This window comes from Iodobacter sp. CM08, assembly GCF_033446605.1.
GTDB lineage: Bacteria > Pseudomonadota > Gammaproteobacteria > Burkholderiales > Chitinibacteraceae > Iodobacter.
Genome location: NZ_JAWQUO010000026.1, coordinates 1 through 24,179, shown reverse-complemented (window position 1 = coordinate 24,179; position 24,179 = coordinate 1). Strand labels below are relative to the sequence as shown.

The window sequence follows — 24,179 nt, the reverse complement described above, 5'->3', positions numbered from 1 at the left end:
TCGTATATTTTTTTTGTTTTTGAAAGGATTTGTCGTTTTTTAGGCTTTAGTGGGTGTGGTTGTCGCTTAAGGCTAGAATAAATAAGCAATTAGGTCTAAGGCTTAGTCATTTCTCGTTGCTGATATTAGGGTTCAAGCTTATTTGAACTTATCTTTGGTCAAAATTTTCTTGATTATAGTTTGTAAAATATGTTTTTGTTTTTGAATTTAAAAGGGGTGTGCATGCGGGATGCGCACCCCTTTAAGTTTTAAATCATCAGTTCACAATCTCTGTCCAAGCGGAGCGGCGGCCTTTTAATACGGCGTTGAGCAGGGCCCTTCCCTTGCCAGTGGTTCCATCTGGTTTGATGTCGAGGCTATCACCATCCTTGTTGCCGCCGTCACTAGGCGTTGTCACTGATGGAATCTGTTTTGGATCTTCATATGAATCGCCAAATGCATCCGCACCCACGACGATAATGAACTGAGTATCTTTAGGGTTAGAGCACATCAAATTGCTACTTACTTCCAATGGTAATAAATATTCTCTGCTTTTACCGATTGGTGTGCAGATATCTCCATCTGGAACCGTGGTGAAAAATCGTGCCTTTTCCCCTCGCTGCATTGGGTCGTTCGCAAGGCGTTCTTTGTTGATGAACATATCGGCACGCCAGCCACGTATTTTTTGTTTACACGCTAAAAGTGCTTCGGGAGTATCAACCGCATTGATGTCACCGTTGCGAGTTAGTTCGATGTTATTCTTGTTCTTTATGAACTGCATCTGAGTCAATCCATTTGAGCTGCGTAAGGCTGTAAAGGCAGAATCTATAACGCTGGCGCTTGGGTCAACTAATAAGCCATAAAAAGTATGGGTATCACTACTGACGAGGTCGGCTTGGTTTAAATAGCGCCCTGTTCCAAAAGTGACATAGTGCATGGCTTCGTTAGAAGTGTTTTTGTCTGCTGTAGCTTTAATGACTGGCGCCGTGGTGATTGCTTGCGGCGACAGCTCTAGGCCCGTTTTTGCGACCAAGGCGCTGCTGCCATCTTTGGGATTAAAGCGCCATAAATTGCCCGCCAAATCACCTGCATAAGCCATTAAGATGGTGTCATCTACGTTTTTATTTTCAAATAAGACGCCAATTTTAGATAAACCGCACAGGCCGGTATTGTTGCTGCAGCTGCTGGTGAATGTGTTGTCAAGAACCCCAGTTGCAGCATTTAAGGCAAAAATATAGCCTTTATTATCTGCATTGTCGTAGCCGCTGCTAAGTAATACTTTCCAAGTGTTGTTTACCTTCCCTACCACTGGGAAGCCATAGGTTTGTCCTAGGCGTGGGTCATTAAAGCTCCATAAAGGCTTAGGGGCAGCGTTTGGGTCGGTAATATCTAGCGCATAGTACTCACCGCCACCACCACGTAAGCCCCCTACCAGAATGGTTTTCCAAATATTGCCTACTTGTATATCTGCAATGGTGGGGGCGCCATCGACAAAATATTTAAAATCATTGGCATAAGCTCGCTCTGCCTGCTGCCATAGCCTCGGGATGACGGTTGGGGGAACAAAAGCCCATTTTTCTTCTCCAGTCTTCGCATCAAAGGCATGGAGCATACCGTCATTAGCTGGGACGTAAACCATGGCATTTCTATCAGTGTTGCTGAGTGCAAACATGTCATAACCCGCATCGCTGTAGGCTTTGCTTGGTTTTTGTACATAGCTTACTCCGCCATGAATTACCGCGCCTAAGTTGCCTGAGCGCACACGGTATAAGGAGTTCGGTTTTTTTTGGTCTGTTTGTATTTCATTACTCGTATCGCCGCGTAAGTAATTAATCAGTGCGCTAGCGGTATTTTTGGCAAGTTGTTCAGTGCTTAGTGTGCCGTTGCTGGTTTTTAGCGCGTTAACACCTGCGGTCATGGCACTGATCAGGGCTGGGTTACTGTCTTTGAAATCAGTAAGACTGGTGCAGGCTTCGAGCGGGCAGGTATAGATTTTACGTTTGGCGTGGCCCAGATCGCCTAGTTTTTTATTTGCCGACCAAGTAACGGCTTCTAATGCACTGGTATCTAGGTTGAGGGTGCGTGCCTGTACTTCGCCTGCCCAACTAATGGTTTTAAACGAGCTGGAGTAAATAGAGCGGTTGTCTTGGCTCATAAAAGAGCTAGACACATCGGCAGATCCTACAGAGGCTGTTTTTGCCTCAATAGCGCTGAGCGCTTTAGAGATCCCTGCCGCTACCGCATTAGGGTCTTTTGCACTGAAATACTCCCCGCCGCCATTAACGGCAGCGTGCCATAAGTCATCAATGGTGGTTTTGGTGTCACCGACTACGGTTGGCCAAGGTACGCGCTTATCAGAAAGCGGCTCGTGCTGACTTCTTATCAGCTCTCCATCCATCCCTAAGCCAAGCGTGTAGGTACGCATCAACTGGCGGCCTTTATCACCACCTCCGCCATCTTTACCTCCAGCGAAGGCATCAATACCAGGCACGGTATTATCCATTAAAGGGCGAATATCGTTTTTAAAGTAATACATGGCCACATCGGCCAGTGTTTCATTCCTTTGATTTTTGATCTCATCCCTCATCGGGTAAGGGATATTACCGGTGTTATCCTGTTTGCCAATACCTGCATTGTTACCCGCGTTCCAATAGCCATCAGTAGTTAGAATGGTAAAGTTTTGTTGGCAAGTGTATTGCATGGGGTCTGTTACATCGCGTGTTGGGAGCTTGCCTGAGTATATTTGCCCAACTGCGCTCAGTGCGCTTTTTAGCGGGGTACCGCCACCTGGGTAAGTGCCATAAAGCCTGGCATACCAAGCTGCTTTTTGTGTGGTTGCGTAGTTATCAATGTTTAGATAACTTTGCCTGTCGTAGCTATTTGTAGTCAGCTTATTGATAGAAGAAAACCCGACGCGATAGCGGTCGCCAATGCTAGAAAATGCCGCTCCAGCACTGGATTTCATCATTAATATCCGTGTGCGGTAATAGCTAAACCAGTTAGCAAAATTGGTTTTTTGGGCTTCTTGAATGGCACTTGATTGACTTGTGTCTGGAATGTATTTTTTTACCCAATTGGTAGTGTTGATGGGGAGTGGATTGTTATTGTCGCTTACGCTCTCACTGCACATCAAAGGATTAAAGGAGACGCCTGATTTTAACTCCCAATAAAACGCTTTAACTGGGCTAGCCTGTTGGGGGGTAAACGAGTCTGTTTGATTGGGGGCATAGCCATGGGCCCCAGTAATTCTGTCATACGCAAAAAATGATTTTGAAAGATCGTAGGTTGGGGTGCTTCCAGAGCTAAACCCGTCGTACCACGCCGCAGTAAAGCTAGCATTGGGCATGCTGCTGCCGTTAGCATTTTTTGGGGGGAGGTAGGTGGTCTGTGGGTTGTAATAAACGCCATTACACAATGCATTACGGTAGCCAGCAGATGTACGCCAGTCTTTAACGTCATCAGGCATATGGCTCCAAGCCATCGAGCCTGAGTCATCAATAATAAACATGACGTTGGGTTTGATGTCGCCGACGCTCAGTGTAGAGAGTGGTTTATCTGCCGTTTGGGCTGCCCAGCTATTAAGGCTGATGCTTAGAATACTAAATGCAATAATTTTCATGGTTTTACCTTAAATGCTTAGAACAGCGTGGCCTGATAAAAACTAACTGTGTCTTTAGGGCCCTCAATTCGCACGGTGACTTTGTAAATCATTTGATATTCAGAGTTAGCTTCTGGTTCGTTTGGCGACATCTTTTGGATGTCACAAGCGCTACGATTCGGGGTTTTTTGCCCTGCGCTTGCACAGCTACGCTGAATAAAATATGCCGCTTTATATCCGCTAGAATTAACCGCTTTGTCTTCATCGGCCCCCGATAGCGGGGCATTACCCTTGTTGGGATTGGCATATACCCACGGAACATTGGCACGCCATTTATTGCCATCTATGGGGGTGATGGTCATTGGCAATTCACTGCCATTGATACCGGTGATGGTATTTTTTGGGCTATAGCCATTTTTATCTGAAGCATTATTGAGTTCGGCAGGCGCTTGTATGGATCTATCCACCAGCCAAAATCGCGCTTTTTCAAGCGCAACATCCGCCGCTGCGGTAGTGCCTTGGCGTAATGCTAGATTATTGGCAATTTGGTTACTGGCAATCATTGATCTGACTAGGGCAATGGCAGCTAGGGTCATCACCACAAGCACGATCAGTGATATCAGCAGTACCAGTCCTTTTTGCGTGTTTTTCAGAGCTAGAGGTGGCATTTGTGCTCGTTTATAAATGGGTTTCACAATATTGTGCATATGCTTACGGCGCTGCTGTGCTGATTAAATTGGGCTGATTGATGAGCCGCTGGTTGCGTAGCGGCACCACGGTTTCATGCACGGAATAGCGGTAGCACTGCCAACTGGTGCCGCTAGGTTGGGCGGTGAGCGGAGGGGGATTGAAAGCTCCACCTGCCCATTTTAATTCTGCAGTATTAGTGGTGGCATTGCAGTTGCCTGCTCGATCAGGTTTTTCTGGGTAGTTACTTCGCACCAGCACTGCGTAACGAATAGCGACCAACTGTTGCCATCCAAGAAGAGTATTGGGGGTCGTTTTGGACCAGCCATCAGCACTGACGTTATTGGGGATGTTGTCGCCATCTTTATTGGTATCAAAGCCATATTCTGCTTTTAGCTGGACTACATTTTCTGTGGTGCTGGTCCAGCTACTTGCATCGATGACTTTATCTTTAGGTACATCCATGCTGATCAAGCTGCCATCCGTTTTATTATCGGCCATGCTGCATTCATTGGGGTTGCGTTTTAGCTTGGGAGAGGCTGCTAAATACACGCAATAGGTGCGGCGAATCATCGTGCCAAAGTTAAATAAGCGGGTGGTGTTCATTGGTAGTGCTGCCGGGAAAGGCCTGTTTAATGCAGTGTCATTCCAAAGCGCATTTGCGGTATGGCGCAGCAAAAAGTCTTTGCCTGCAGCGGGTGTACCTGCGCCTACACAATCAGCACTGGTGCAGGTAATTTGAAACAAGGGGCAGGCCGTTTGTGCCTGTTTACCTGGGTCTGGCCAAACTACGACTAAATCGCCGGTCTGGAACTGACTTGCCAATAGGATATTAACGAATTGATTGTCATTATTGGTGTGTGTAGTCCCCTCGCCAAACAGGGCTGGCATACCACCTGCTGGCGATGTGCTGTACATCAGTGAAATCTGATCAGAGCCACCCGCCACAGTCGTGATGCGTACAGGCACAAGAGGGAAGTTTGTGTAGTTTGCATTTTGCGAAACCACATTGCAGTTCAGTGCGCGGCTTGAGCCTATGCCATAGCCAGAACGCTCCAGATCTTTTTGGATTTGCATAATGGCAATCCCGCCACTGCTTTGTGCATTGCCATTGCCTAAGGTCGATCGGCGAAAGCCTTCGCTGGTGCTAAAGGTGTGGTAAATCGCGAGCGAAGCCAGTAGAGAAATCACAATTGCTACCATGATTTCGACAAGGCCAAAGCCTGATGATGGGCGCATTCTATAGTCCACAGCGTAAATGCCTTGTTTCTAGGGGGTCATTGGTTTCTAAGATGGTCGGGATATCAATAATGGTGGTTGATTCGTTTAAGCCTTGATTACTACCTGCAGATACACCTGTTTTTGCACCACGCGCGGCTGGCCAGCTGATGGATACTGTGGCTCGGCGCGAACAAGGCGTGCTGTCAGCATTGTTAGCTTGAATCACCACCGAGCACATGGCGCCTTCTTTTAGATTGTCATATACGGCTGCTGCCCATTCTTTTGCATCCTTTGAGCGGGGTGATGCGGTGTTACATGCTGTTCTGGCTATTGCAAAGCTGTCTAAAGTACTCACATGACTGCGCATTTGACCGTCTAATCTCTGAATTAACTGAGTGGCCGTGGTTCGGCTACTGCTGCTCACAGAATGACGCATGGCATTGGCTTGTAAAGCGCTGAGTGCTAACACACCAAATGAAAAAATACTAATACCTACCAAACATTCCAAAAGCATCGAGCCACGTTGGGCTGAAAATGAACGCATAAATTTACCTTACGCAACTGCTAGGGTTGGTGCTTACTGCATCGGGCAGGCAGAGCCGTGCATTGCCGCCTTCATCAACGAGTAAGCAAATTCTGGCGGGGCCTGTGATGACTTTGCCATCTGCAGGCTTGGTAATGCAGGCATCTAGTTTTGCCCCATCTGCTTTATCCGCCACGATCAGGCTGAGTGCTCTATTGGCACGGCCTAAAGCATCAAAACGAATCAGAGATTGATTTGCGCTGAGCTTAAATTGGGCCGAATTGCCTTCACTCACTGTTTTGCCATCAAGATAGGGATAGGAGGGCTCATCAATCAATGGCGCTGTGTTGAGGTTGATGCAATCTGGGCAGCCGCGAATTAACCATGCTGTGCCCTCAGTGCTTTCTGTAACTGCTGCGGCATTGCGGCCTACGGCGCTGATAGCGCTGTTTGTAAGTAGCAGCTCAACATAGCCATTGCGCTTAATGGCTTCGGAGCGTGCCTGCTGAACAGCACTTTGAAATGATTCGGCGTAGCTGCGCAGCTGGGTGTTTTTTACCCAGCTTTGAAATGGTGGTCCTGCAAGAGCTAGCAAAATGCCAAAAATCAGCAGAGTGATCATCAGCTCAATAAGGGTAAAACCAGCCTGGGGTTTGGGGTGGAGCTTTCGATTCATTCTTAACAGCCTGATTTCTTATTAGTCCAGCAGCCAACACCTTTGGTCCAGCCTGTTGGGGCGGCGGTTGTTTGTTTTATGCCTTGGTCATCAAGGGTAAAGGTAAAGCCTGCCATTTTATCGGTACCCGTTGCTGTAATCAGGTACTGATTTGCATCGAGGGTGGGGCAAGTAAGATTGAATTTATCTGATCCAGTGGCTGTTCTTGCACAGGGAAAGCCTGCGTAAGTGCGGTTATTCATAAAAAACTGTTCAAGCTGCACGCGGGTATCGCTGAGCTTACTTTGTGGCTCGACTAAGCGGCTGCGGGTGACATAGTCTTGATAACTAGGCACGGCAATTGAGGCCAAAATTCCGATGATGGCAACGGTGATCATGACTTCGATTAAGGTAAAACCAGATGTAGAGCGCATAACCTATCCTTGATTGGAGCCTTCTTGATAAGTAAGCAAGAGCTCAGGGGGTAGTCGTAAGGTTAGGGATAGTGCTGATATGCAGATGTAATCGCCAGTTGGTTGAAGTACTTATAGCTTTTGATTGGCGGTCTATTCTTGGGGATAAGCGGTTGCTTATATAATCGGTGATTTCAAATGACTGTTTTTAAATGGAAAAGCCAGGGTAAATATTGATATGAAGCAGAGGGCTTGCTGTGTGAATATTCCACATATAATAAAATGCTAATGCATGTTGCTAAAATGCTACGCTGCTTTTACCTAATTTATGCCTTGCTTGTTTGCTTTATTTAGGCAAAAAAAAAGCGTGAGCACTCATCAGAATGCCCACGTTTCTTTGCGCTCGATTGTTTAGCGCAGAATTTCACTCCAAGATGAGCGTTTGCCTTGGACTTGTCTCTTGAGTTTTGCGTCGATGTTAGTGGAAGGCTTAGTTGGGTCGGGATTGACTAAAATACTGTCTAGTTTATTGGTGGTGATGGTTACACGGCGCGATAGGTCGTCAGATAGCGTGCCGTCAACATTCTTGCCGATACTGATATAGGCATTGCTGGATGGATTGGCGCATAACCAGTCTTTACTGAGGCTAAGCGGCATTTTGTATTCACGGCTAATCCCACCTGGGGTGCAAGAATCGGCTCCGGGTACAATGGAGGTAAATACACCGAAGGTATCAAATGGAAACGGGTCATTAGGAATTCGCTCCTTACTGATTGGCAGATTAGCCCGCCAGCCCTTAGTGTTATTTTTGCAGCTGGTTAAATCTGTTCCTAAAGCGGTATTAGCGGTTCTTTTTAAAGTAATGGTATCAAAGTTGCCATCTCCATTACTAAAGTCCCCAGCTACAGAGTTAGGGCACACATTCGATAAGCTGTTGCCATCAATACCATCTAGGCTGGTAACCAATCCATTTAAATTGTCTTTAATCGTTTTATCGCAGGTTTTATCAATAACGAGCTCAATTAAAGAGCCAGAGGAGCGTAAGTTGCTAAAGCTGGAGTCGATTGAGCCAAGGCTAGGATCAACAATCAGGCCATAAATGGTCTGGGTATCGATCGTGCTCATATCATTTTGATTTAAAAAACGGCCCGTCCCAAAGTTCACATAATGGGCCGCAATCCCCCCCACATTCTTATACGCTGGCACTTCTTTGATTAAGGGTGCTGAGCTGATGGGCTGGCGTAAAGTGCTGGTGCCTGTGGTGGCGACTAAAACGGCAGCGCCTCCGGCACCATTGACATCAAAGCGCCATAAATTACCTGCCAAATCACCTGCGTAGGCCATTTTGATGGTGTCGTCTACATCAGACTCGGTAAACAGTGCACCAATTTTGGAAATACCACATGTGCCATCGGTGGCGGTGCAGCTGGTGGTAAAGGTTTTTTCTAGTGCACCAGTATTGGCATCTAGCACAAATACATAGCCTTTATTATCGCTATTGTCGTAGCCAGAGCTGAGCAATACTTTCCACTGCCCTGCGATTTTTCCCACCACCGGAAAGCCATAGGTTTTGCCTAGTTTACTGTCTTTAAAGCTCCATAGAGGTGCGGCGGGGACTGTGGCAGATGGGTTGGTAATATCGATGGCGTAATACTCACCGCCACCACCGCGTAAGCCACCTATAAGAATAGTCTTCCAGCCTCCTGCATAGATATCGGCAATGGTCGGGGAGCCATCTACAAAGTACTGGAAATTGCTATCGTAATTTCTATCGGCTTGTTTCCACATACTGGGTAGTAGGCTGGGGGGGATAAATGCCCAGATTTCTTGTCCTGTGGTGGCATCAAAGGCATGCAGCATGCCATCGTTGGCGGGGGAATAAAGCATGGCGCGGCGGCTTAGATTAGTTCTAGAAAAAGCGCCATAGCCAGCATCTGCATAGGCTTTTTCAGATTTTTTAACATAAGAAACGCCACCATGAATAATCGAGCCAAGGGTCTTGGTGCGTTGGCGAAATAGTGCCGTGGTGAGTGCTAAATCAGGCGCTGCCGTTGTAGGCTCATTACTTTGATCGCCACGTAGATAATTGACCAGTTTAGTGCCATCAATGGCGGCTATTTGCGCAGCATTTAAGGAGTTCGCAGTTTTTAAGCTATTCACACCTGCGGTAATGTCTGTATTGCTGGCGTATGTTGTAGCATTGAACGTCGTAAAGCTGGTGCAACTGCCAGTGCAGGAGTAAATCGCTCGAGGGTTGCTGCTTAAATTGCGGGTAGCGAGCAAATCTTGAGCAGACCAAAGTGCTGTGGTGGTGAAGGTGCTGCTAGTTACGTCTACACTTCTGGCCAATACATCTCCTGTCCAGTCACGAGTTTTATAGCTGCTGTTATAAACCTTATTATCTGCTGCTGTCATAAAGGCATTGGATACATCGGGAGCACCAACCGAACCTAATCTAGCGCTAATATCGTTGAGCGCGCTTTGTAAGCTGCTTGATACCGCATTGGGGTCTCTTGCACTGAAAAATTTCCCGCCACCATTTACCCCTGCGTGCCATAGATCATCGATCGTGGTTAAGGTTTCACCGGTCACGGTAGGCCAATTTTTTGTGCCACTCTTTAGTCCCACATAATCATTAACGCTTGCGTCGCCATTGGTTTCGTAATCAGAAACATATTTAAGCGTGCCATTCATGCCCATACCCAAGGTATAGGTCCGCATCATTTGGCGGCCTTCTGGGCCGGTATCAAAGGCGAGTACACCTGGCACATTATTGGCCATATTGGTACGTAAATCGGTTTTGAAGTACTTCATGGCCACATCGGCCAAATTATTAGATTGATTTGCACCATCTAGCATCGGCCTAGGGATGCCGCTGCTGCTGTCGGTATTGCCAACAGAAACTGAATCGCCAGTGGCATTCCAGTAGCCATCTGTAGTGAGAATTTCAAAATTTTGCTGGCAGGTGTATTGAATAGGGTCGGTTACACCGGATGGGAGAGACCCTGCATAAATCTCGCCTATCGCTTGCAATGCTAGTTTGAGCGGCGTTCCATCTGGCCCTGTCGTCGTGCCATATAATCTGGAATACCAAGCACTTTTTTGCGTGCCATCGTAGTCATTAATATTTAAAAAAATACCACTGCTATAGTCGCCCACTTTAAGTCGGCCAATTCTAGAAAAGCCGACTCGGTAGCGGGTGTCTATATTAGAAAAGGCCAAGCCTGCACTAGACTTCATCATCAGTAAACGAGTGCGGTAATAGCTAAACCAATTGGCAAAATTGGTTTTTTGCGCGGTTTGCTCGGCAGCAGTTAGGCTGGTGTCGGGGATGCGTACTTTAGTCCAGCTGGTGGTGGTGGCGGCCGAGTTAGTGTCGATACTGCCACTGGGGACTTCAGCGCATTGGGGGCCGGGGTTGCCACTATTAAAGGTGACTCCTGATTTTAAAGCCCAATAAAAAGCCTGCACCGATGTTGATGTGCCACGGCCATAACTAGTGGTGTTGTCGTAGGCAAAAAAGGCATTAGAAAGGTTGTGTGTCGTGGTAGAGCCAGAGCTAAAGCCGTTATACCAAGCGGCAGTAAACGTGGCATCGGGCATGCTAGTGCCATTGGCATTTTTGGGGGCTTGATAGGTGATGGCTGGGTTGTAATACACGCCATTACATAAGGACGCACGGTAGCCCACTTTAGATAGTAAATCAGGATAGGCTGTGGTGAGTGTTCCATAGCCACCGACGCTATCTGGCATATGCGTCCAAGCCATAGACCCAGAATCATCAATCGTAAACATGATGTTGGGTTTTACATCGCCAGAAGTCAGTGTGGATAAGGGTTTATCGGCGGTTTGTACGGCGAAGGTGCTGACACTAAGGCCAAGACATCCCAGGGCAATAAGATTGAGCTTCATGATGCTTGGTCCTTAATAAAAGCGTCTTTAATACAAAGAAGCTTGGTAAAAACTGACGGTGTTCTTGGGGCCTTGAATTCGTACTGTTATTAAATAACTTACACGAAAATCAGTGGATTTTTCTTTTGAGAGGTTAGTGGTGTTAATCAGATTGCAGGGGTTACTTGTGCCCGCTGCAATATCAATCACCATGGAGGGGGCTGCATTATTGTTGCAGCTACGTTGTATTAAATAAGCGGCGCTAAAGCCGTTGGCATTGATGCTATTGGCTGGAGGAGGTGCGTTGGCTACAGTTTGTGCCAGCGCAGCAGGCGTGCAGGGCTTAGGCGTGCAGCTATTCGCTACCCATACCCACACGCTGCCCGTACTCCATTGCGTTCTATCCGTTGCGCTAATGGGGCTGGTGGTATTGCTTGCGCTATAGCCATTGGTGGGAGAATTTGCATCTAGCGTGGCGGGGGTTGCTCCGGAGATATTAATGAGCCATTGGCGGGCAGTTTCAAGTGCCACATCGGCCGCTGCGGTCGTGCCTTGGCGTAGAGACAAATTATTGGCAACTTGGGTGCTGGTGGTGATGGATCGCACCATGGCAATCCCTGCCAAAGTCATGATCACCAATACAATCAGCGCAATAAATAGCACCAGACCTTGTTGGCGGCGGGGGGTAGAAGTACGTGGCGTGTTCATGCGATCGTCCTCCTCAAAAGCTAGTGGTGGGTTGATTTAATAAAATTTGATTGCGTAGTGGCACGACTGTTTCGTGCACGCTGTAGCGATAGCACTGCCAGTCGGTATTGGTGGGCTTGGTGAGTGGATCAGAAGTAGTATCGCCCCAACCAAGGTAGTAGCTTGCCGTGGCATTGGTAAATGCATCTGCAGGGGTGGCAGCGGTATAGTTACTACTGCTTTCATCCTCACAAGTGCCTGCACGGTTGAGTTTTTGAGGGTTGCTGGCGCGTACCAAGACGGCAAAGCGAACGGCTATGACCTGTGACCATTGCGCTGGAGCGGCTTTTTGCCATGTGTTTACGTTATTAGCGATGCCATCACCATCCGCATTGGTATCTAGACCGTATTCGGCTTTCATTTGAATGACATTTTCTGTTGCCACTTGCCAAGTTCCATCGGCAGTCGCGGTGGTATCTAGTGCGTCTTGGCTAAGCAGTGAGCCGTGGATTTGTGTGCCGGAGCCGGTGCAAGTATTGCTGTTGCCGGAGAGATACACGCAGTAAGTGCGCCGTGTGAGTCGGCCAAAATTATAGAGGCGGGTCATTTTACTTAGCTCGGCAGGAAAGGGCGCGCCAATGGTGGTGGAGTTCCATGTATTGGTTGCATTACCTAAGGAAAAACCATCGGTTGTTGCCGGTGCGCCTGCACAGGGAGTGGCATTGGTGCAGCTTACTTGAAACAGAGGGCAGGAGATTTGCGGAGTAGTGGGGGTGGGCGGTTGCCAAGCAATCACTAGGTCACCCGTGGAAATACTCTGCCCTCCCATAACATTGGCAAATTGAGCATCAGCATTCAGGTGCTCAATATCGGCAAGTTGGGCGACTTGCCCTCCCCCAAGAATGCTGCTGCCGTAGAGAAAGGTCAGGCTGTCCGAGTTGCCTGCGCTTTGGATAAGCACTGGAATTAAGGGGAAGTTAGTCAGGTTAGCAACTCTAGAAACCACATTGCAATTGAGCGCACCCACATCTCCAATTCCCATACCTGAGCGTTCTGCATCTTTTTGCATTTGCATTACGGCAATACCGCCATTAATTTGCGCGCCTGAGCCGCCCATACTGCTGCGCCGGTAGGCTTCATTCACCCCAAAAATTTGATAAATAGAAATCATCGAAACCAAGGCAAGCACCACGGAAACCATGAGTTCTACAATTCCAAAGCCGCTAGAGTGGCGCATAGCCTCGTACCTTTGATTAATCGATGTTTGTTCTTCGGGCGTGATCTTAGCTATTGCACAGCGTGCCGTTAGGGGTGTTGCTCCACACCGTTTGGATATCCGCTACATTGATTGCCGTATTCACTGAGGTGCCGGTAACACCGGTCACTTCGCCATGCCGAACTGGCCAAGTAATAGTGACGGTGGCGCGCCGAAAACAGCGGATGCTGCGGCCAGCGGGCGTATCGGCATCAATGACTACACTGCATGTTGCACCAGGCAGATGAGCTGCCACGGCTCTGGACCATTTTCCCGCGTCGGAACTGGCGGACGCCGAGGTGCAAGTCGTCATCTGAAAGCTATCAAGATTGGCGGTGCGTGGATTGACGCGCATTAATCCATCCACACGCTGAATTAGTTGCATGGCCGAAGTACGCGCGGAGGTGCTGGAAACATGGCGCATGGCGTTGCCTTGCAAGGCTAAAACGGACAAGACACCAAATGAAAAAATGGTGATACCGACCATGGCCTCAAGCAGCATTGAGCCGCGTTGTTTATAAGGAACAAAAGGCTTGCGTGTTGTGGGGTTAAAACACTCTTTTATCAAAAATCGCATGCTCTTTAGCTCCTTGCGCAAGAACTGGGGTTGGTGGCTGGGGCATCGGGCAAACACATTCTTGCGCCACCTCCTCGATCTAGCACCACACATACTCTGGCTGGGTCCGTAATTGGTCCTGCGCCTGCCAAGCTGCAGCTGGCAGGGGTTGCCGCAGCCGAGGTATCGGCGACAATTAAATTAAAAGCAGCATTGGCTCTGCCCAAGCCATCAAATCGAATTAAAGTCGCGCTGGCATTGAGCTGAGGCGGATTGTTGCTGCCGCCCTCGGCTAAGACTTTGCCTTGGATAAAGGGATAAGGGCCTACTCCTGCGCTACTGATGTTGGCGCAGTCTGGACATTCACGAATTAGCCATGCTGAGGCGGTTGATGAGGCATTGACGGTAAGCGCATTGCGGGTGGTTGGATCGGCCGCCACAACTGTGCTATCCGTTAAAATTAGCTCCACATAAGCATTACGATTAATTGCCTCAGCTCTGGCGGTTTGAATCGCTGTTTGAAAAGACTCGGCAAAGCTGCGTAATTTAGCGCTGCGCACCCAGCCTTGAAATCCCGGCATGGCGATGGCAACTAGCACGCCAAAGATCACCAGTACAATCATGATTTCAACAAGGCTAAAACCCCTGTGTATTTCTTGGGATGAGCTCATTTTCTGTGGCCTAACAAATATTCGGTTTTTTGCTGACCCAGCAATTATTTGTTGTTGGGTTAGACCAACCTGATGAGGCATTGGCGCCGGTAATTGCTGACGTTTTTTGATTAAGATCATCCAAAGTAAAGCCAAACCCAATCATTTTTTTTGCACCAGTTAGGCTTGCGCCCGTTGCGCTAATTGTAAAAGTGGTCGCAGTCAGTGTGGGGCAGCTGATGGTAAAGTTATCACTCCCTGCCGCCGCTTGATCACAGGCAAATCCCATATAAGTGCGGTTGTTTACAAAGAATTGCTCTAAGCGCACACGGGTATCGCTGAGCTTGCTCTGCGATTCAACTAAGCGGCTGCGGGTTACATAGTCTGAATATTGAGGCACGGCGATTGAGGCCAAAATCCCAATAATCGCCACCGTGATCATGACTTCGATTAATGTAAATCCCTGCTGATTGTTCATATCATCCTCGATGGCGGTCCCTGTTAGCGGGCTTGAATAGCGCTGTGCTGGTGCTCATTCATATGGGATATTAATCAGCATTTAATGATTTAGCTAAAGCATGCGAGTAGCGGGGGATTTTTGAGGTTGAATGGTTGGCTCCACCGTTTATCTGTAATGAATGGCCCATAAAAAAGCCCCCTGCAGATAAAGGCAGGGGGCTGGTGATGGCAAATTGAATAAGGCAATTCGGTTTTTATAGGGTGTACTTACATAGGGTGCAAAACGCCGTAGGCGTTACGCACCGCAACAAGCCGGTGCGCAAGAAAAACGACGTGCACACCCTATAAAACTAAACCTTGAAACACAAAGTACACAGAGAACCCCCGTTAATTGTTGATTTTCTCTGTGTCCTCTGTGGTTCAAGATTTGGGTTTTCGTACTCACCTGAGGAGTTGCGTTTGTACGTATTAAGGCAAAAACCGCTCCAACAGCGTATTTAAAAAGCGCTGCCCGCGTAAGGTAGGCTGGATATGATTGAGCTGGCGCTCTAATAATCCATCCGCAACGGCTTTCTCTATCTGGTGAATCGCTTTAGTCAGCGGCAAGCCGGTGCGCTCTTCAAATAGGCTTAAATCAAAGCCACCTGTTAGGCGCAGGGCGTTGAGCATAAATTCAAACGGCAGCTGATCTAGCGTGATTTGCTCTTCCGTTTGTACCGCAGAGCCAGAAGCCATTTTTTGTAAGTATTCAGTCGGCTGCTTATAGCGCATCTGCCGGATAATTTTATCCGGGAAGCTGATCTTGGCGTGCGCACCCGCGCCAATCCCTAGGTAATCGCCAAACTGCCAGTAATTTAAATTGTGCTTAGCCTGACGCTTAGGCTGGGCAAAGGCGCTGGTTTCGTAATGCTCAAAGCCCGCGGCGGCTAGCTCCGCCTCAATCGCATCTGACATATCTGCGCTGCAATCTTCATCCGGCAGGGCAGGCGGGTAGCGGTGGAAGAGGGTATTGGGCTCTAAGGTTAGGTGATAGGCCGAAAGATGCGTGGATTTACAGGCAATGGCGGTGCGGATATCGAGCAGCGCCTCGGCCAGTGTTTGCTTAGGCAGGGCATACATAATATCGAGATTGAAATTATCAAAATGCTGATGGGCAATTTCGATGGCGCGATGCGCTTCTTTATCATCGTGTACACGGCCTAGCGCTTTAAGATGCTCAGCATTAAAGCTTTGAATACCAATCGATAAGCGCGTAATCCCTGCGGCGCGGTAGCCAGCAAATTTCTCGCTCTCAAAGGTGCCAGGGTTGGCTTCTAGCGTGATTTCGGCATCGGGGTGTAAACGCACTCTGGCGCGTATCCCTTCCAGTAGTTGATTAATGGCCTCGGCAGAAAACAAGCTAGGCGTGCCGCCGCCCATAAAAATACTAGTGATCGGTCTGCCCCACATTAGCGGCAAACAGGATTCTAAATCGGCTAGTAGGGCGGCAATATACTGCTGCTCCGGCAGCGCCCCTTTTTGCGCGTGCGAGTTGAAATCACAGTAGGGGCATTTTTTAATGCACCAAGGAAAGTGAATGTACAGCGCCAAAGGCGGTAAGGCAGAAAGCGCCCAGTTAGCTTTGCCGATGGGCATGGAGATCGATTGCATGGTGTTCACTTCTTATGGGTATTGCGGGCTTTATAAAGCAAAAGGTCGGGCAAAAGGTCTGTAGGCACAGAGATAAATGAGAACACAGAGCACACAGAGATAAGCGTTAGGTATTAGTCATTCTGTCGCCGTTGTAAACATTGCATCATTCGTAGTGCGGGTGAATCCCGCCAGATTTAGGTCTCAAAAGCTACGTAAACGGAGGGTTGCACCCCAATCCTATCAACTTAAGCAAAGCGTTATTCGTAGGGCGGGTGCAACCCGCGAGCAATACTGAAAAATACGCGGGTTTCACCCGCCCTACGTGAATAGGCAAGGCAGTTTTTCTTAGTGCGCTCTGTGTTCTTCCCGTTCCCTATGGCTACAGACCTTTTTGATTTTAATCGATGCGATTGCCTTATTTCTGATAAGGGTTATGCAGCTCATCCACCAGCCTATGTAGCACGGCTTTAATCTGATCTTCCGATACTTCCATCAGCAGGCCGTCTTCCAGTAAATCCTGAGCCATTTGTTTTAGCTCGTCTAAATTCTCATTCATGACTTTTACTTTTTCGGTACAAGACACCACTGATGCATCGTCTCTTAGCCATGTGGCCCAGCGGGTTTCCCCTTGATTGATCGCCGCGCTCATAAACCTGTTTCCTGTAGCTTAGCGATTAATTCTCGCAAAGCTTTGCCGCGATGCGAGATCTGGCTTTTTTCGTCTGCGCTGATTTCGGCGGCGGTTTTTGCAAACTGCGGCAGCAAAAACAGCGGATCATAGCCAAAACCTCCCTCACCTCGGCTGGTTTCAAGGATTTCCCCTCGGCAAATGCCATCAGCGATTAAGGGCTGTGGGTCATCAGCATGGCGCACCAAGACCAAGGCGGCGTAGTAATAAGCGCTGCGATCACTCTGCTTGGCCATGCTTTCAATGAGTTTTTGGTTGTTGCGGGCATCCGATTTTGGCTCACCCGCAAAGCGGGCCGAGTAAACACCCGGCGCGCCACCCAAGGCTTTTACACAGAGGCCAGAATCATCGGCCAGCGCGGGCAGGCCGGTAATGCGGCTGGCGTGGCGGGCTTTTTCTAAGGCATTTTCAATAAAGGTATGGTGCGGCTCATCACACTCTGTTACGCCTAGCTCACCCTGCGGGACAATCTGGATATCTAGCTTGGCAAACAGGCGGTTAAATTCTTTGACCTTACCGGCGTTATTACTGGCTAAAACGATAATCTTTTGCTTGGAGTTTATCAAAGTTGTCATTGGTAGTTCTTCTTTTGTAAGATCAGCAGCTCTTGCTCGCGCTTGATTTGAAAGCGGTTCAATACGCTATTACCAATCAAAAGCGGGCCATTATCTTGATCGCGCACACTGGCGGGCACGTTATAAAGCAGTAAGGGGCCGATACGCAGTTGGGGGATGGTGACTTGCCAAGATTTAATCACGCCATTGGCCGTTTGAGTGCGGCTTTCTTGGCCCTGGCTAAATTCTATGCCCATACTTTGCGACACATTCTTAGGCATAGAAAGAAAGCTGGCCCCCGTATCAATAACGCCGCGCTGGCTAATGCCGCGAATGGCAATATCGGCGTAATAATGGCCTTGAGCATCAGGGCTCAGCGTGAGGCCTCCAGCGGTATCGGCCTCGCTTTTACTGCTGGCGATATAGCCTTGCCCAAGCAGTAGCTGACGTTGGCGGCCCGCGATGCTGACCATGGCTTGCTCGTTGCTAAGCGCCACTAACTTTACTTCGCCAACTTGCTGACCAACAGTTAAGGTCTTTTTTTGCCCATCGATCAGCAAAATGGCCTTACTGCCCATCGCTGCAAGCAGTGTAACCTCGGTGGCAAATACGGGTGAGGCAAGCAATGCAAGGATCAAGGCAGCTTGTTTCATGTTAAGAATGGCCTTTAGTTACTTCACGCAAAGCATTTTCAATCAGCTGGAAGTCAGCGTCTTTAAGCAGCTTGGAATCAGATAGCATCCGACGCCAAGTGCGGGCGCCTGGCTGATGCTGGAATAAGCCCAGAATATGTCGGGTCATTAAGCGAATCGGCAAGCCCTGCGCCATTTCTGCCTCAATAAAGCGCCGCATCGCATGCATTACTTGTACACGCGATGCCGTGTGCACCTCGCCACCGTAAAATAGCGCATCTACCTCGGTTAGAATCCACGGATTATGATAAGCCTCGCGCCCTATCATCACGCCATCCACATGTTTTAAGTGTTCAGCCGACTGCTCATGCGTGGTAATGCCGCCATTTACAATGATCTCTAAGTGCGGGAAATCTTGTTTTAGCTGATAAGCATAATGATATTTAAGCGGCGGAATCTCGCGGTTTTCTTTAGGTGATAAGCCTTTTAAAATTGCATTCCGTGCATGCACAATAAAAGTATTACAACCTTCATTAGCTACCGTACCTACAAAATCGCGCACAAAGTCGTAGCTTTCTTCATTATCAATGCCGATGCGATGCTTAATGGTGACATCAATATCCACCACATCTTTCATGGCCTTTACACAATCCGCCACCAAACGCGGCTCCGCCATCAGGCAAGCACCAAACGCCCCGTTTTGCACCCGCTCGGAAGGGCAGCCTACATTCAGATTGATCTCGTTATAGCCCCAACTCTCGCCCAGCTTGGCGCAAGTCGCCAAAGCCAGCGGATCAGATCCCCCCAGCTGCAAAGCAATCGGGTTTTCAATCTCATCAAAATTAAGATGCCGCTGCTTATCCCCATGAATAATCGCCCCGGTTGTCACCATCTCGGTGTACAGCCAAGTGTGCTTGGTTAGCAGTCTGGAGAAGTATCTATAGTGGCGATCGGTCCAATCGAGCATGGGTGCAATGGAATAGCGGCGGCTGGGTTTGATGCCTGTAACTTCTTGATGTTCTTGCATAGTTTACTTCTACTTTTATGTACTGATTAATCATGGAGCCTTTTTCTCTTAGCATGCAGCTGCTGTTGCTACACAAGAGCGGTAAAGCGCAGCACTGTGGTGCTGGTTTAGCGCCAGGAAAAAATGAAAACCACAATTTAAAGAAAGGCTGTTGGCCGCATTGTCCTATTGGGGGAGGGGTGGGGTCAAACTCGGTGGTCAGATAAATCAGGTTGAGGGGCTTTAGTGCAAGGTGAAAAACGATATGGGCGATGGTCAGCATTAACGATCAGCTTGTTATGCAGTAAGTCTTTGCCGGCCTTGCCAGATTTGGTCTTAGCTTCGTCTGAAGTCTGAGTTTTTTTGTGTGCTTGCACAGGAAGTGGTAACAGCAAGCCTGATACTTGCATACTTATAGTATAAGCTATCGCCAAACTGACTATTTGATTGCAAAAAATGGCCGAACGCAACACCGATTCTCCGCTAGCCAAGCCAGATTACCGCCTCTGGTTAAGTTATTTCTGCCTGCCCTTGCTAATGATTTTGCTTGGGAGTGTTGTGTTGTGGGTTGTGCTGAAACGCACGGGTTTAACGGACTGGAGCGGTTTACTTAATTACGTTCGAAACAATTACTGGAATTGGGATTGGAATTTATCGACAGTTCTTGCTCCGGTCGCATGCTTGTTCATATTGCTGTCGCTGACTCAGTTATTGTTGGGCACGTACCGCTGGGTGTGTTTTCGTAAAAGACGGATTGATTTGTGGCTGTGTGCCTCTGCTGGCATTTTTGCAGGCTTGCTACTCGCTCCGCTTTTTTCCTCTAGGTATCCAGATTGGCTTCTTAATCCTAGTTCAGTTCTTTGGTTACTTCTTTATGGGCTGTTGCTCCTCCCGTTTTTTTGTATCTTGCGCAAATTTGATAGTTTGCTCGCCAAGCACAAACCAACTGCCAGCAACCTTGGCCGCATTCAGCACGATGCCCCAATTGATTCCGCCGATCAGGATCTGTTTGCTTGGAAAGGCAAAGCCACAGCATTCGGCTATGAAGTGCTGCACGCATCTGATGGCACTGCGTTTGGTGTGGAAGCGCCGTGGGGAACTGGAAAAACTTCCTTTATTAACTTGTGTGAGAAGTACTGGCATAAGCACGGGCATGAGAAGCAAAGTGATTTCACGGTAGCGGTATACCGTTTCGAGCTGCTCAAATACGCAGGTAATACTGATCTAATCCAGCAATTTGTGCTCGGCTTACTCGAAGAACTTCAGCAGCACTATTATTTGCCTGAGCTGAGCTGAGCGGCGCTGTGCAAGGTTATTTAGGTAGTTTGCAGGGTGCGTTGGAGCTAAGTGGCGGGCCATTGAAGCTGACTCTGAATAACCAGCCCAACTCTATCGAGGAAGCTCTTACTCAAATCGAGGCTCAGCTTGATCGCCGTCTGCCACAAAATTTCCGATTGGTTGTGGTGATTGATGATCTTGATCGTGCAGAGCCAAGCAGCGTATGCGACCTGCTGTTTGCACTGCACAAATGCTTTGCCCTGCCTCGGCTGCGCTATGTGCTGTGCTACGACCAGCAGCAATTAGCGCACAAAGCCGAGCAGCACCGCCAACACGGTGGTGATCTGTCTAGTCAGACGTTGTATGAGTTTCTTGATAAGTTTGTTGGAGCACGGGTCTATTTGCATGCGACGTATCAAGGCTTGCAGAGCTATGTGGAAAAAACACTCTTGCCTCTCTTGGAATCCCGCCCTGAACTAAAGAAATGGCATGGATTTATTAGTGCAATACTGCAAGACGGTGCTCTGCCATTACTCCGCCAGATGGACTACAGCGATCTATTTGTTGCGCAGAATAAAATTAATGCGAGTCTGCCACTACATGTTGAGCAAAACCATGTCTACTGGCGTCTTTTAGGTGATGTGCGCAAATTAAAATGGCTCTACAACCAGATATGTTTGTGCTGGCAAGACGGGCTGGATTTGGCCAAGCACGATTTCAATCCCCGTGACTTGGTGTATCTACTCCTGCTACAACATGGATATCCCGAGACTTTTCGCACTCTACGAGCGCAAGCACATTCCGGCGAGTATTTGACTCTGGTATTGGACGTATCAGCTAGTGAAGAAAAGGCTGGATCAAGATTTAGAAAAATTTATTAATAAGGAAAAAGCACATTACCCGCTAACTATATGGCAACAAGATACATTGGAAGCCTTATTACGCGGTCTGTTTGATCCAAAGGTGCATTCCAAGGATGACGAACAAAAAAAAATAGTGAGGGCTGCACGGGGCTATCGCTTACCCGAATATTTCTATCTGCTATTGCAGGAGCAGATCCCTGCTCTGCATTCATCCCAAGCCTACCGTATCTGGCTTCGACGACAATGGTTTGAGACAGGTGAGCTATTAAAAGACTTGCTGAATCAAGATCTATTAGTGGCACACCCTGACGTAGCTGAGGACTGGCAAGATGAGCAGGAGTTCAAACTGTGGGACGTATTGCTGACCCAGTTCAAGCAGTACACACCTGAGCAACAGAATGAGTTACTGACTGAATACCTGCAAGCACTACCGCGTTTTCATGCCATAGAGACATTCACACGAGGACGTGTAGATATGGCCAACTTGCTTGGGTGTGTCATTGCTAATGACCATGTTCAAGGCCAAGAGATCTTAACTAAAATTTGGTTTGATCTGCCAAATGCAATGTTGCGTGATGATCGTAGCACTGACGTCTTAATAGGCTATCAAGACGCCATGCTGGTGTGCTTCAAAATTTCGCGTCAGAACACTGAGCTGGCTAGCTGGGCACATGAAGTGCTGTGGGGGAAATTTCAGAAGCGATATTTGGACTCGTCTCCCACGCCTCGCCCTTTGCAAAATGATCTACCCACAGCTATGGCTGCCACACGCTTGACTGAAGTTACTCCAATCAATCTTCGAGATTTTTTGTTAGAAACTTGGATGAGACTACGTTCACTAAGTACCAAACAAACAGATACAACCTTAAGCCAGAAAATAGAAGATTGGCTATTCGAAGTGTGCTGGGGAGAAGCATCCCCTAATCACGAACAAGTGGAATGGTGGCTCGATTTCTTATTGTTTCACTGGGATCATGATCGCATAAGAGGGGGGCTTTCAATGGGGGAAGATCCTACCCTACGTGAGCGAATGAAAAAATTCTCCCTAAAACATAAAGCTGAAATTGAGCAAAAACGGCAGCAACAATCTGGAGTTAATTATCGGATCGCTGGAGTTGAGCGGAGCAAGGCTGAAGTATTGCACGAGGTCTTAACTGAATTGCATGATGGAAAAAACTAGGATGAAATCGTTGTTGGGGGCGGCAATGCATCTGCTGCAGGGTAGTGTTGGCAAAAATAGAATCTGTGCGAGAGGGGCAGTGCTACGATTCTTGTGCCTTCTTTATTTGCCAATCGCATCATACGCAGCCTCTGCACCCTTAACCCCCGCAGATTGCGCTTTGCTGCAAGAGCGCGGGGTGATTACGGCGGCTAATCCGTTAGCTTGCGAGCGCCTGCAAAGAGTGCGTTTTTTGCATTGGGATATGAAGGGGCAAAAGGCGGAGGGGCAGATGTTGGTGCTGGATGTGTTGGCGCCGCAGGTAGAGGCTTTGCTTGCGGCTTTATATCAGGCCAAGTTTCCACTTCATTCGGCTTTGCCGCTGGAGCAGTTTGCTGGCGATGATGCGTTGTCTATGAATGCCAATAACAGCAGTGCATTTAATGGCAGGGCAATAACTGGGGCTAAAAGCTGGTCTAAGCATGCTTATGGCGTGGCGATAGATATTAATCCGCTGCAAAACCCATATATCAGCTTTGCAGATGATGGCGGGCTAAATGTGTTGCCTGCGGCAAGTGCAAAGGGCTATCTGAACCGCAATGAGCTGCGCCCAGAAAAATCACGCCGCGCCGGTTTAGTGAGCGAGTCGGTGGTCAGCTTATTTGCTCAGCATGGTTTTATGACTTGGGGCGGCGATTGGGATGCGCCGATTGATTACCAGCATTTCGAAATTGGCAGCCGCCGTTATATCAATGAACTAATCCAGCTGCCGCTGGAGCAGGCCCGGGCTAATTTCAATCAATATGCCAAGCGCTATCGTGCATGCAGTGGCAATGAGCAGGGAAGTTTGGGAGAGGTACGCGCTCGTTGCGTGGCAAAAGTGCGGCAGTAGGGCGTGGTACTGCATAACGTCTAAAAGAGAAAAGGCCGGCGCGCCTACAACTTATTAAGTCGCTACGTTTAATTCCAGCCTGTAGTAACTCTCAAGTAAACATGCATGAATCGGGCTACATATCTAAGCCTAGCTCGTCCAAGCCAAAGAAGCGCTGCTTGCGCTTTAATAAGTCCATCGCTAGGTACAGCGTTTCCGTGCCGTACATCAGCTCTAATGAATGATGGTACATCTCTGTTTTGTGCATGTTAATTAGGCCATCCACACAGCCATACACACGGCGGCGGGATTCTTCCATTTGGCTGAAGTGATGCACCCAATCACAGCCTGCCCGCGTGGCGTGTTTGTCGCCAATGGCTAAGGCAAGCAGTGTTTTTAATTCACCCATTTGAAGCGTTTGCCAGGCCGAGCCAGTGGCGGGGGCTAGGCCGATGATTTTCCAGATAGAGCTATCATCACTCAGGCTCATGTCTTGCAGGCTAGCCAGCAGCTCGGTGCATTCGGCTTCATCCAGCTGGTGGAGTCTTAAAATAGTCACACGGATTTCGTTGCTTATATTAATACTCTGCTTATCAGTAGGCATAGCGTGCTCTGGTTTAGGGGGAAATATACAAATCGGTACGCAATCTACACGGTGTTTCTAAAGCCTGCTTTAACAATTATTTGGCCATGAAGCTTACCGGCGCTAGCTGGGGCATTTTATTACTATTAAAAATCATATACTTACCGCATTCTCATTAATTTATTGCAAGCAAGGTGTTGACCTAAGCGGCCCCAGTCCGTATATTTCGGCCTCTCGCTGCAGCACACACAGCCACACAGTGATGTCACAGCGAGACGATCTTTAACAAAATACAGTCGATGAGTGTGAGTGCTTGGTTCGGAAGCGAAACAAGTGCTT

At 48.3% G+C, this 24,179-nt stretch carries 22 protein-coding genes; 4 read left to right on the top strand and 18 right to left on the bottom strand.

Translation table 11 applies throughout. The features are described from left to right. Nucleotides 1–256: 256 nt before the first annotated feature. From R6242_RS15185 to dusA, 17 genes are all read right to left on the bottom strand, one after another. Nucleotides 257–3,598: a pilus assembly protein gene (locus R6242_RS15185; protein WP_318428310.1), complete on the bottom strand. Its 3,342-nt coding sequence runs from the start codon at nt 3,596–3,598 to the stop codon at nt 257–259. Between the two features lie 17 nt (nt 3,599–3,615). Next, complete coding sequence (locus tag R6242_RS15180) at nt 3,616–4,245, bottom strand: hypothetical protein (protein ID WP_318428308.1); 630 nt, start codon at nt 4,243–4,245, stop codon at nt 3,616–3,618. Nucleotides 4,246–4,288: 43 nt separating this feature from the next. Next, nucleotides 4,289–5,503 (bottom strand): PilW family protein, encoded by a 1,215-nt coding sequence (locus R6242_RS15175; protein WP_318428305.1) that lies wholly within the window; start codon nt 5,501–5,503, stop codon nt 4,289–4,291. Between the two features lies 1 nt (nt 5,504). Next, nucleotides 5,505–6,029, bottom strand: a complete 525-nt coding sequence (locus tag R6242_RS15170) for a hypothetical protein (RefSeq protein ID WP_318428302.1) — start codon at nt 6,027–6,029, stop codon at nt 5,505–5,507. 4 nt (nt 6,030–6,033) lie between these two features. Beyond that, entirely contained in the window at nt 6,034–6,684 is a 651-nt protein-coding gene (locus R6242_RS15165; protein WP_318428300.1) for a GspH/FimT family pseudopilin, read from the bottom strand. A 2-nt stretch (nt 6,685–6,686) separates the two neighbouring features. Then, nucleotides 6,687–7,097 (bottom strand): type IV pilin protein, encoded by a 411-nt coding sequence (locus R6242_RS15160; RefSeq protein ID WP_318428298.1) that lies wholly within the window; start codon nt 7,095–7,097, stop codon nt 6,687–6,689. A 390-nt stretch (nt 7,098–7,487) separates the two neighbouring features. Next, nucleotides 7,488–10,988 (bottom strand): pilus assembly protein, encoded by a 3,501-nt coding sequence (locus tag R6242_RS15155; RefSeq protein WP_318428296.1) that lies wholly within the window; start codon nt 10,986–10,988, stop codon nt 7,488–7,490. A gap of 27 nt (nt 10,989–11,015) precedes the next feature. Next, complete coding sequence (locus R6242_RS15150) at nt 11,016–11,675, bottom strand: hypothetical protein (protein WP_318428294.1); 660 nt, start codon at nt 11,673–11,675, stop codon at nt 11,016–11,018. 13 nt (nt 11,676–11,688) lie between these two features. Beyond that, a complete protein-coding gene (locus R6242_RS15145; protein ID WP_318428293.1) occupies nt 11,689–12,891 on the bottom strand; it encodes a PilW family protein in 1,203 nt (400 codons plus the stop codon). Nucleotides 12,892–12,937: 46 nt separating this feature from the next. After that, entirely contained in the window at nt 12,938–13,486 is a 549-nt protein-coding gene (locus tag R6242_RS15140) for a hypothetical protein (protein ID WP_318428291.1), read from the bottom strand. Nucleotides 13,487–13,491: 5 nt separating this feature from the next. Next, on the bottom strand, nt 13,492–14,136 hold the full coding sequence (locus tag R6242_RS15135) for a GspH/FimT family pseudopilin (protein WP_318428288.1): 645 nt from the start codon (nt 14,134–14,136) through the stop codon (nt 13,492–13,494). A gap of 10 nt (nt 14,137–14,146) precedes the next feature. After that, entirely contained in the window at nt 14,147–14,593 is a 447-nt protein-coding gene (locus tag R6242_RS15130) for a type IV pilin protein (RefSeq protein WP_318428286.1), read from the bottom strand. A 449-nt stretch (nt 14,594–15,042) separates the two neighbouring features. Continuing rightward, entirely contained in the window at nt 15,043–16,224 is a 1,182-nt protein-coding gene (gene hemW, locus R6242_RS15125) for a radical SAM family heme chaperone HemW (protein WP_412100281.1), read from the bottom strand. Between the two features lie 397 nt (nt 16,225–16,621). Further along, nucleotides 16,622–16,855 carry a hypothetical protein gene (locus tag R6242_RS15120; RefSeq protein ID WP_318428284.1) on the bottom strand — a complete coding sequence of 78 codons (234 nt, stop codon included), beginning with the start codon at nt 16,853–16,855 and terminating at the stop codon, nt 16,622–16,624. Next, nucleotides 16,852–17,469, bottom strand: coding sequence for an RdgB/HAM1 family non-canonical purine NTP pyrophosphatase (gene rdgB, locus R6242_RS15115; protein WP_318428282.1), 618 nt, complete (start codon nt 17,467–17,469; stop codon nt 16,852–16,854). The genes R6242_RS15120 and rdgB overlap by 4 nt, the downstream gene beginning before the upstream one ends. Then, complete coding sequence (locus R6242_RS15110) at nt 17,466–18,101, bottom strand: TIGR02281 family clan AA aspartic protease (RefSeq protein ID WP_318428280.1); 636 nt, start codon at nt 18,099–18,101, stop codon at nt 17,466–17,468. The genes rdgB and R6242_RS15110 overlap by 4 nt, the downstream gene beginning before the upstream one ends. Before the next feature lies 1 nt (nt 18,102). Beyond that, on the bottom strand, nt 18,103–19,107 hold the full coding sequence (dusA, locus tag R6242_RS15105) for a tRNA dihydrouridine(20/20a) synthase DusA (RefSeq protein WP_318428278.1): 1,005 nt from the start codon (nt 19,105–19,107) through the stop codon (nt 18,103–18,105). 435 nt (nt 19,108–19,542) lie between these two features. Between dusA and R6242_RS15100 the strand changes: the two genes are divergently transcribed. The 4 genes from R6242_RS15100 (at nt 19,543) to R6242_RS15085 (ending at nt 23,278) form a co-directional block, all read left to right on the top strand. Then, complete coding sequence (locus R6242_RS15100; RefSeq protein WP_318428276.1) at nt 19,543–20,382, top strand: P-loop NTPase fold protein; 840 nt, start codon at nt 19,543–19,545, stop codon at nt 20,380–20,382. Between the two features lie 8 nt (nt 20,383–20,390). After that, on the top strand, nt 20,391–21,245 hold the full coding sequence (locus R6242_RS15095) for a P-loop NTPase fold protein (protein ID WP_318428274.1): 855 nt from the start codon (nt 20,391–20,393) through the stop codon (nt 21,243–21,245). After that, entirely contained in the window at nt 21,205–22,407 is a 1,203-nt protein-coding gene (locus R6242_RS15090; RefSeq protein WP_318428272.1) for a hypothetical protein, read from the top strand. The genes R6242_RS15095 and R6242_RS15090 overlap by 41 nt, the downstream gene beginning before the upstream one ends. Nucleotides 22,408–22,513: 106 nt before the next feature. Continuing rightward, nucleotides 22,514–23,278 (top strand): M15 family metallopeptidase, encoded by a 765-nt coding sequence (locus R6242_RS15085; protein WP_318428270.1) that lies wholly within the window; start codon nt 22,514–22,516, stop codon nt 23,276–23,278. Between the two features lie 115 nt (nt 23,279–23,393). Here R6242_RS15085 and R6242_RS15080 read toward each other — a convergent pair whose 3' ends face one another. Beyond that, nucleotides 23,394–23,861 carry a hypothetical protein gene (locus R6242_RS15080; RefSeq protein ID WP_318428269.1) on the bottom strand — a complete coding sequence of 156 codons (468 nt, stop codon included), beginning with the start codon at nt 23,859–23,861 and terminating at the stop codon, nt 23,394–23,396. Nucleotides 23,862–24,179 lie beyond the last annotated feature (318 nt).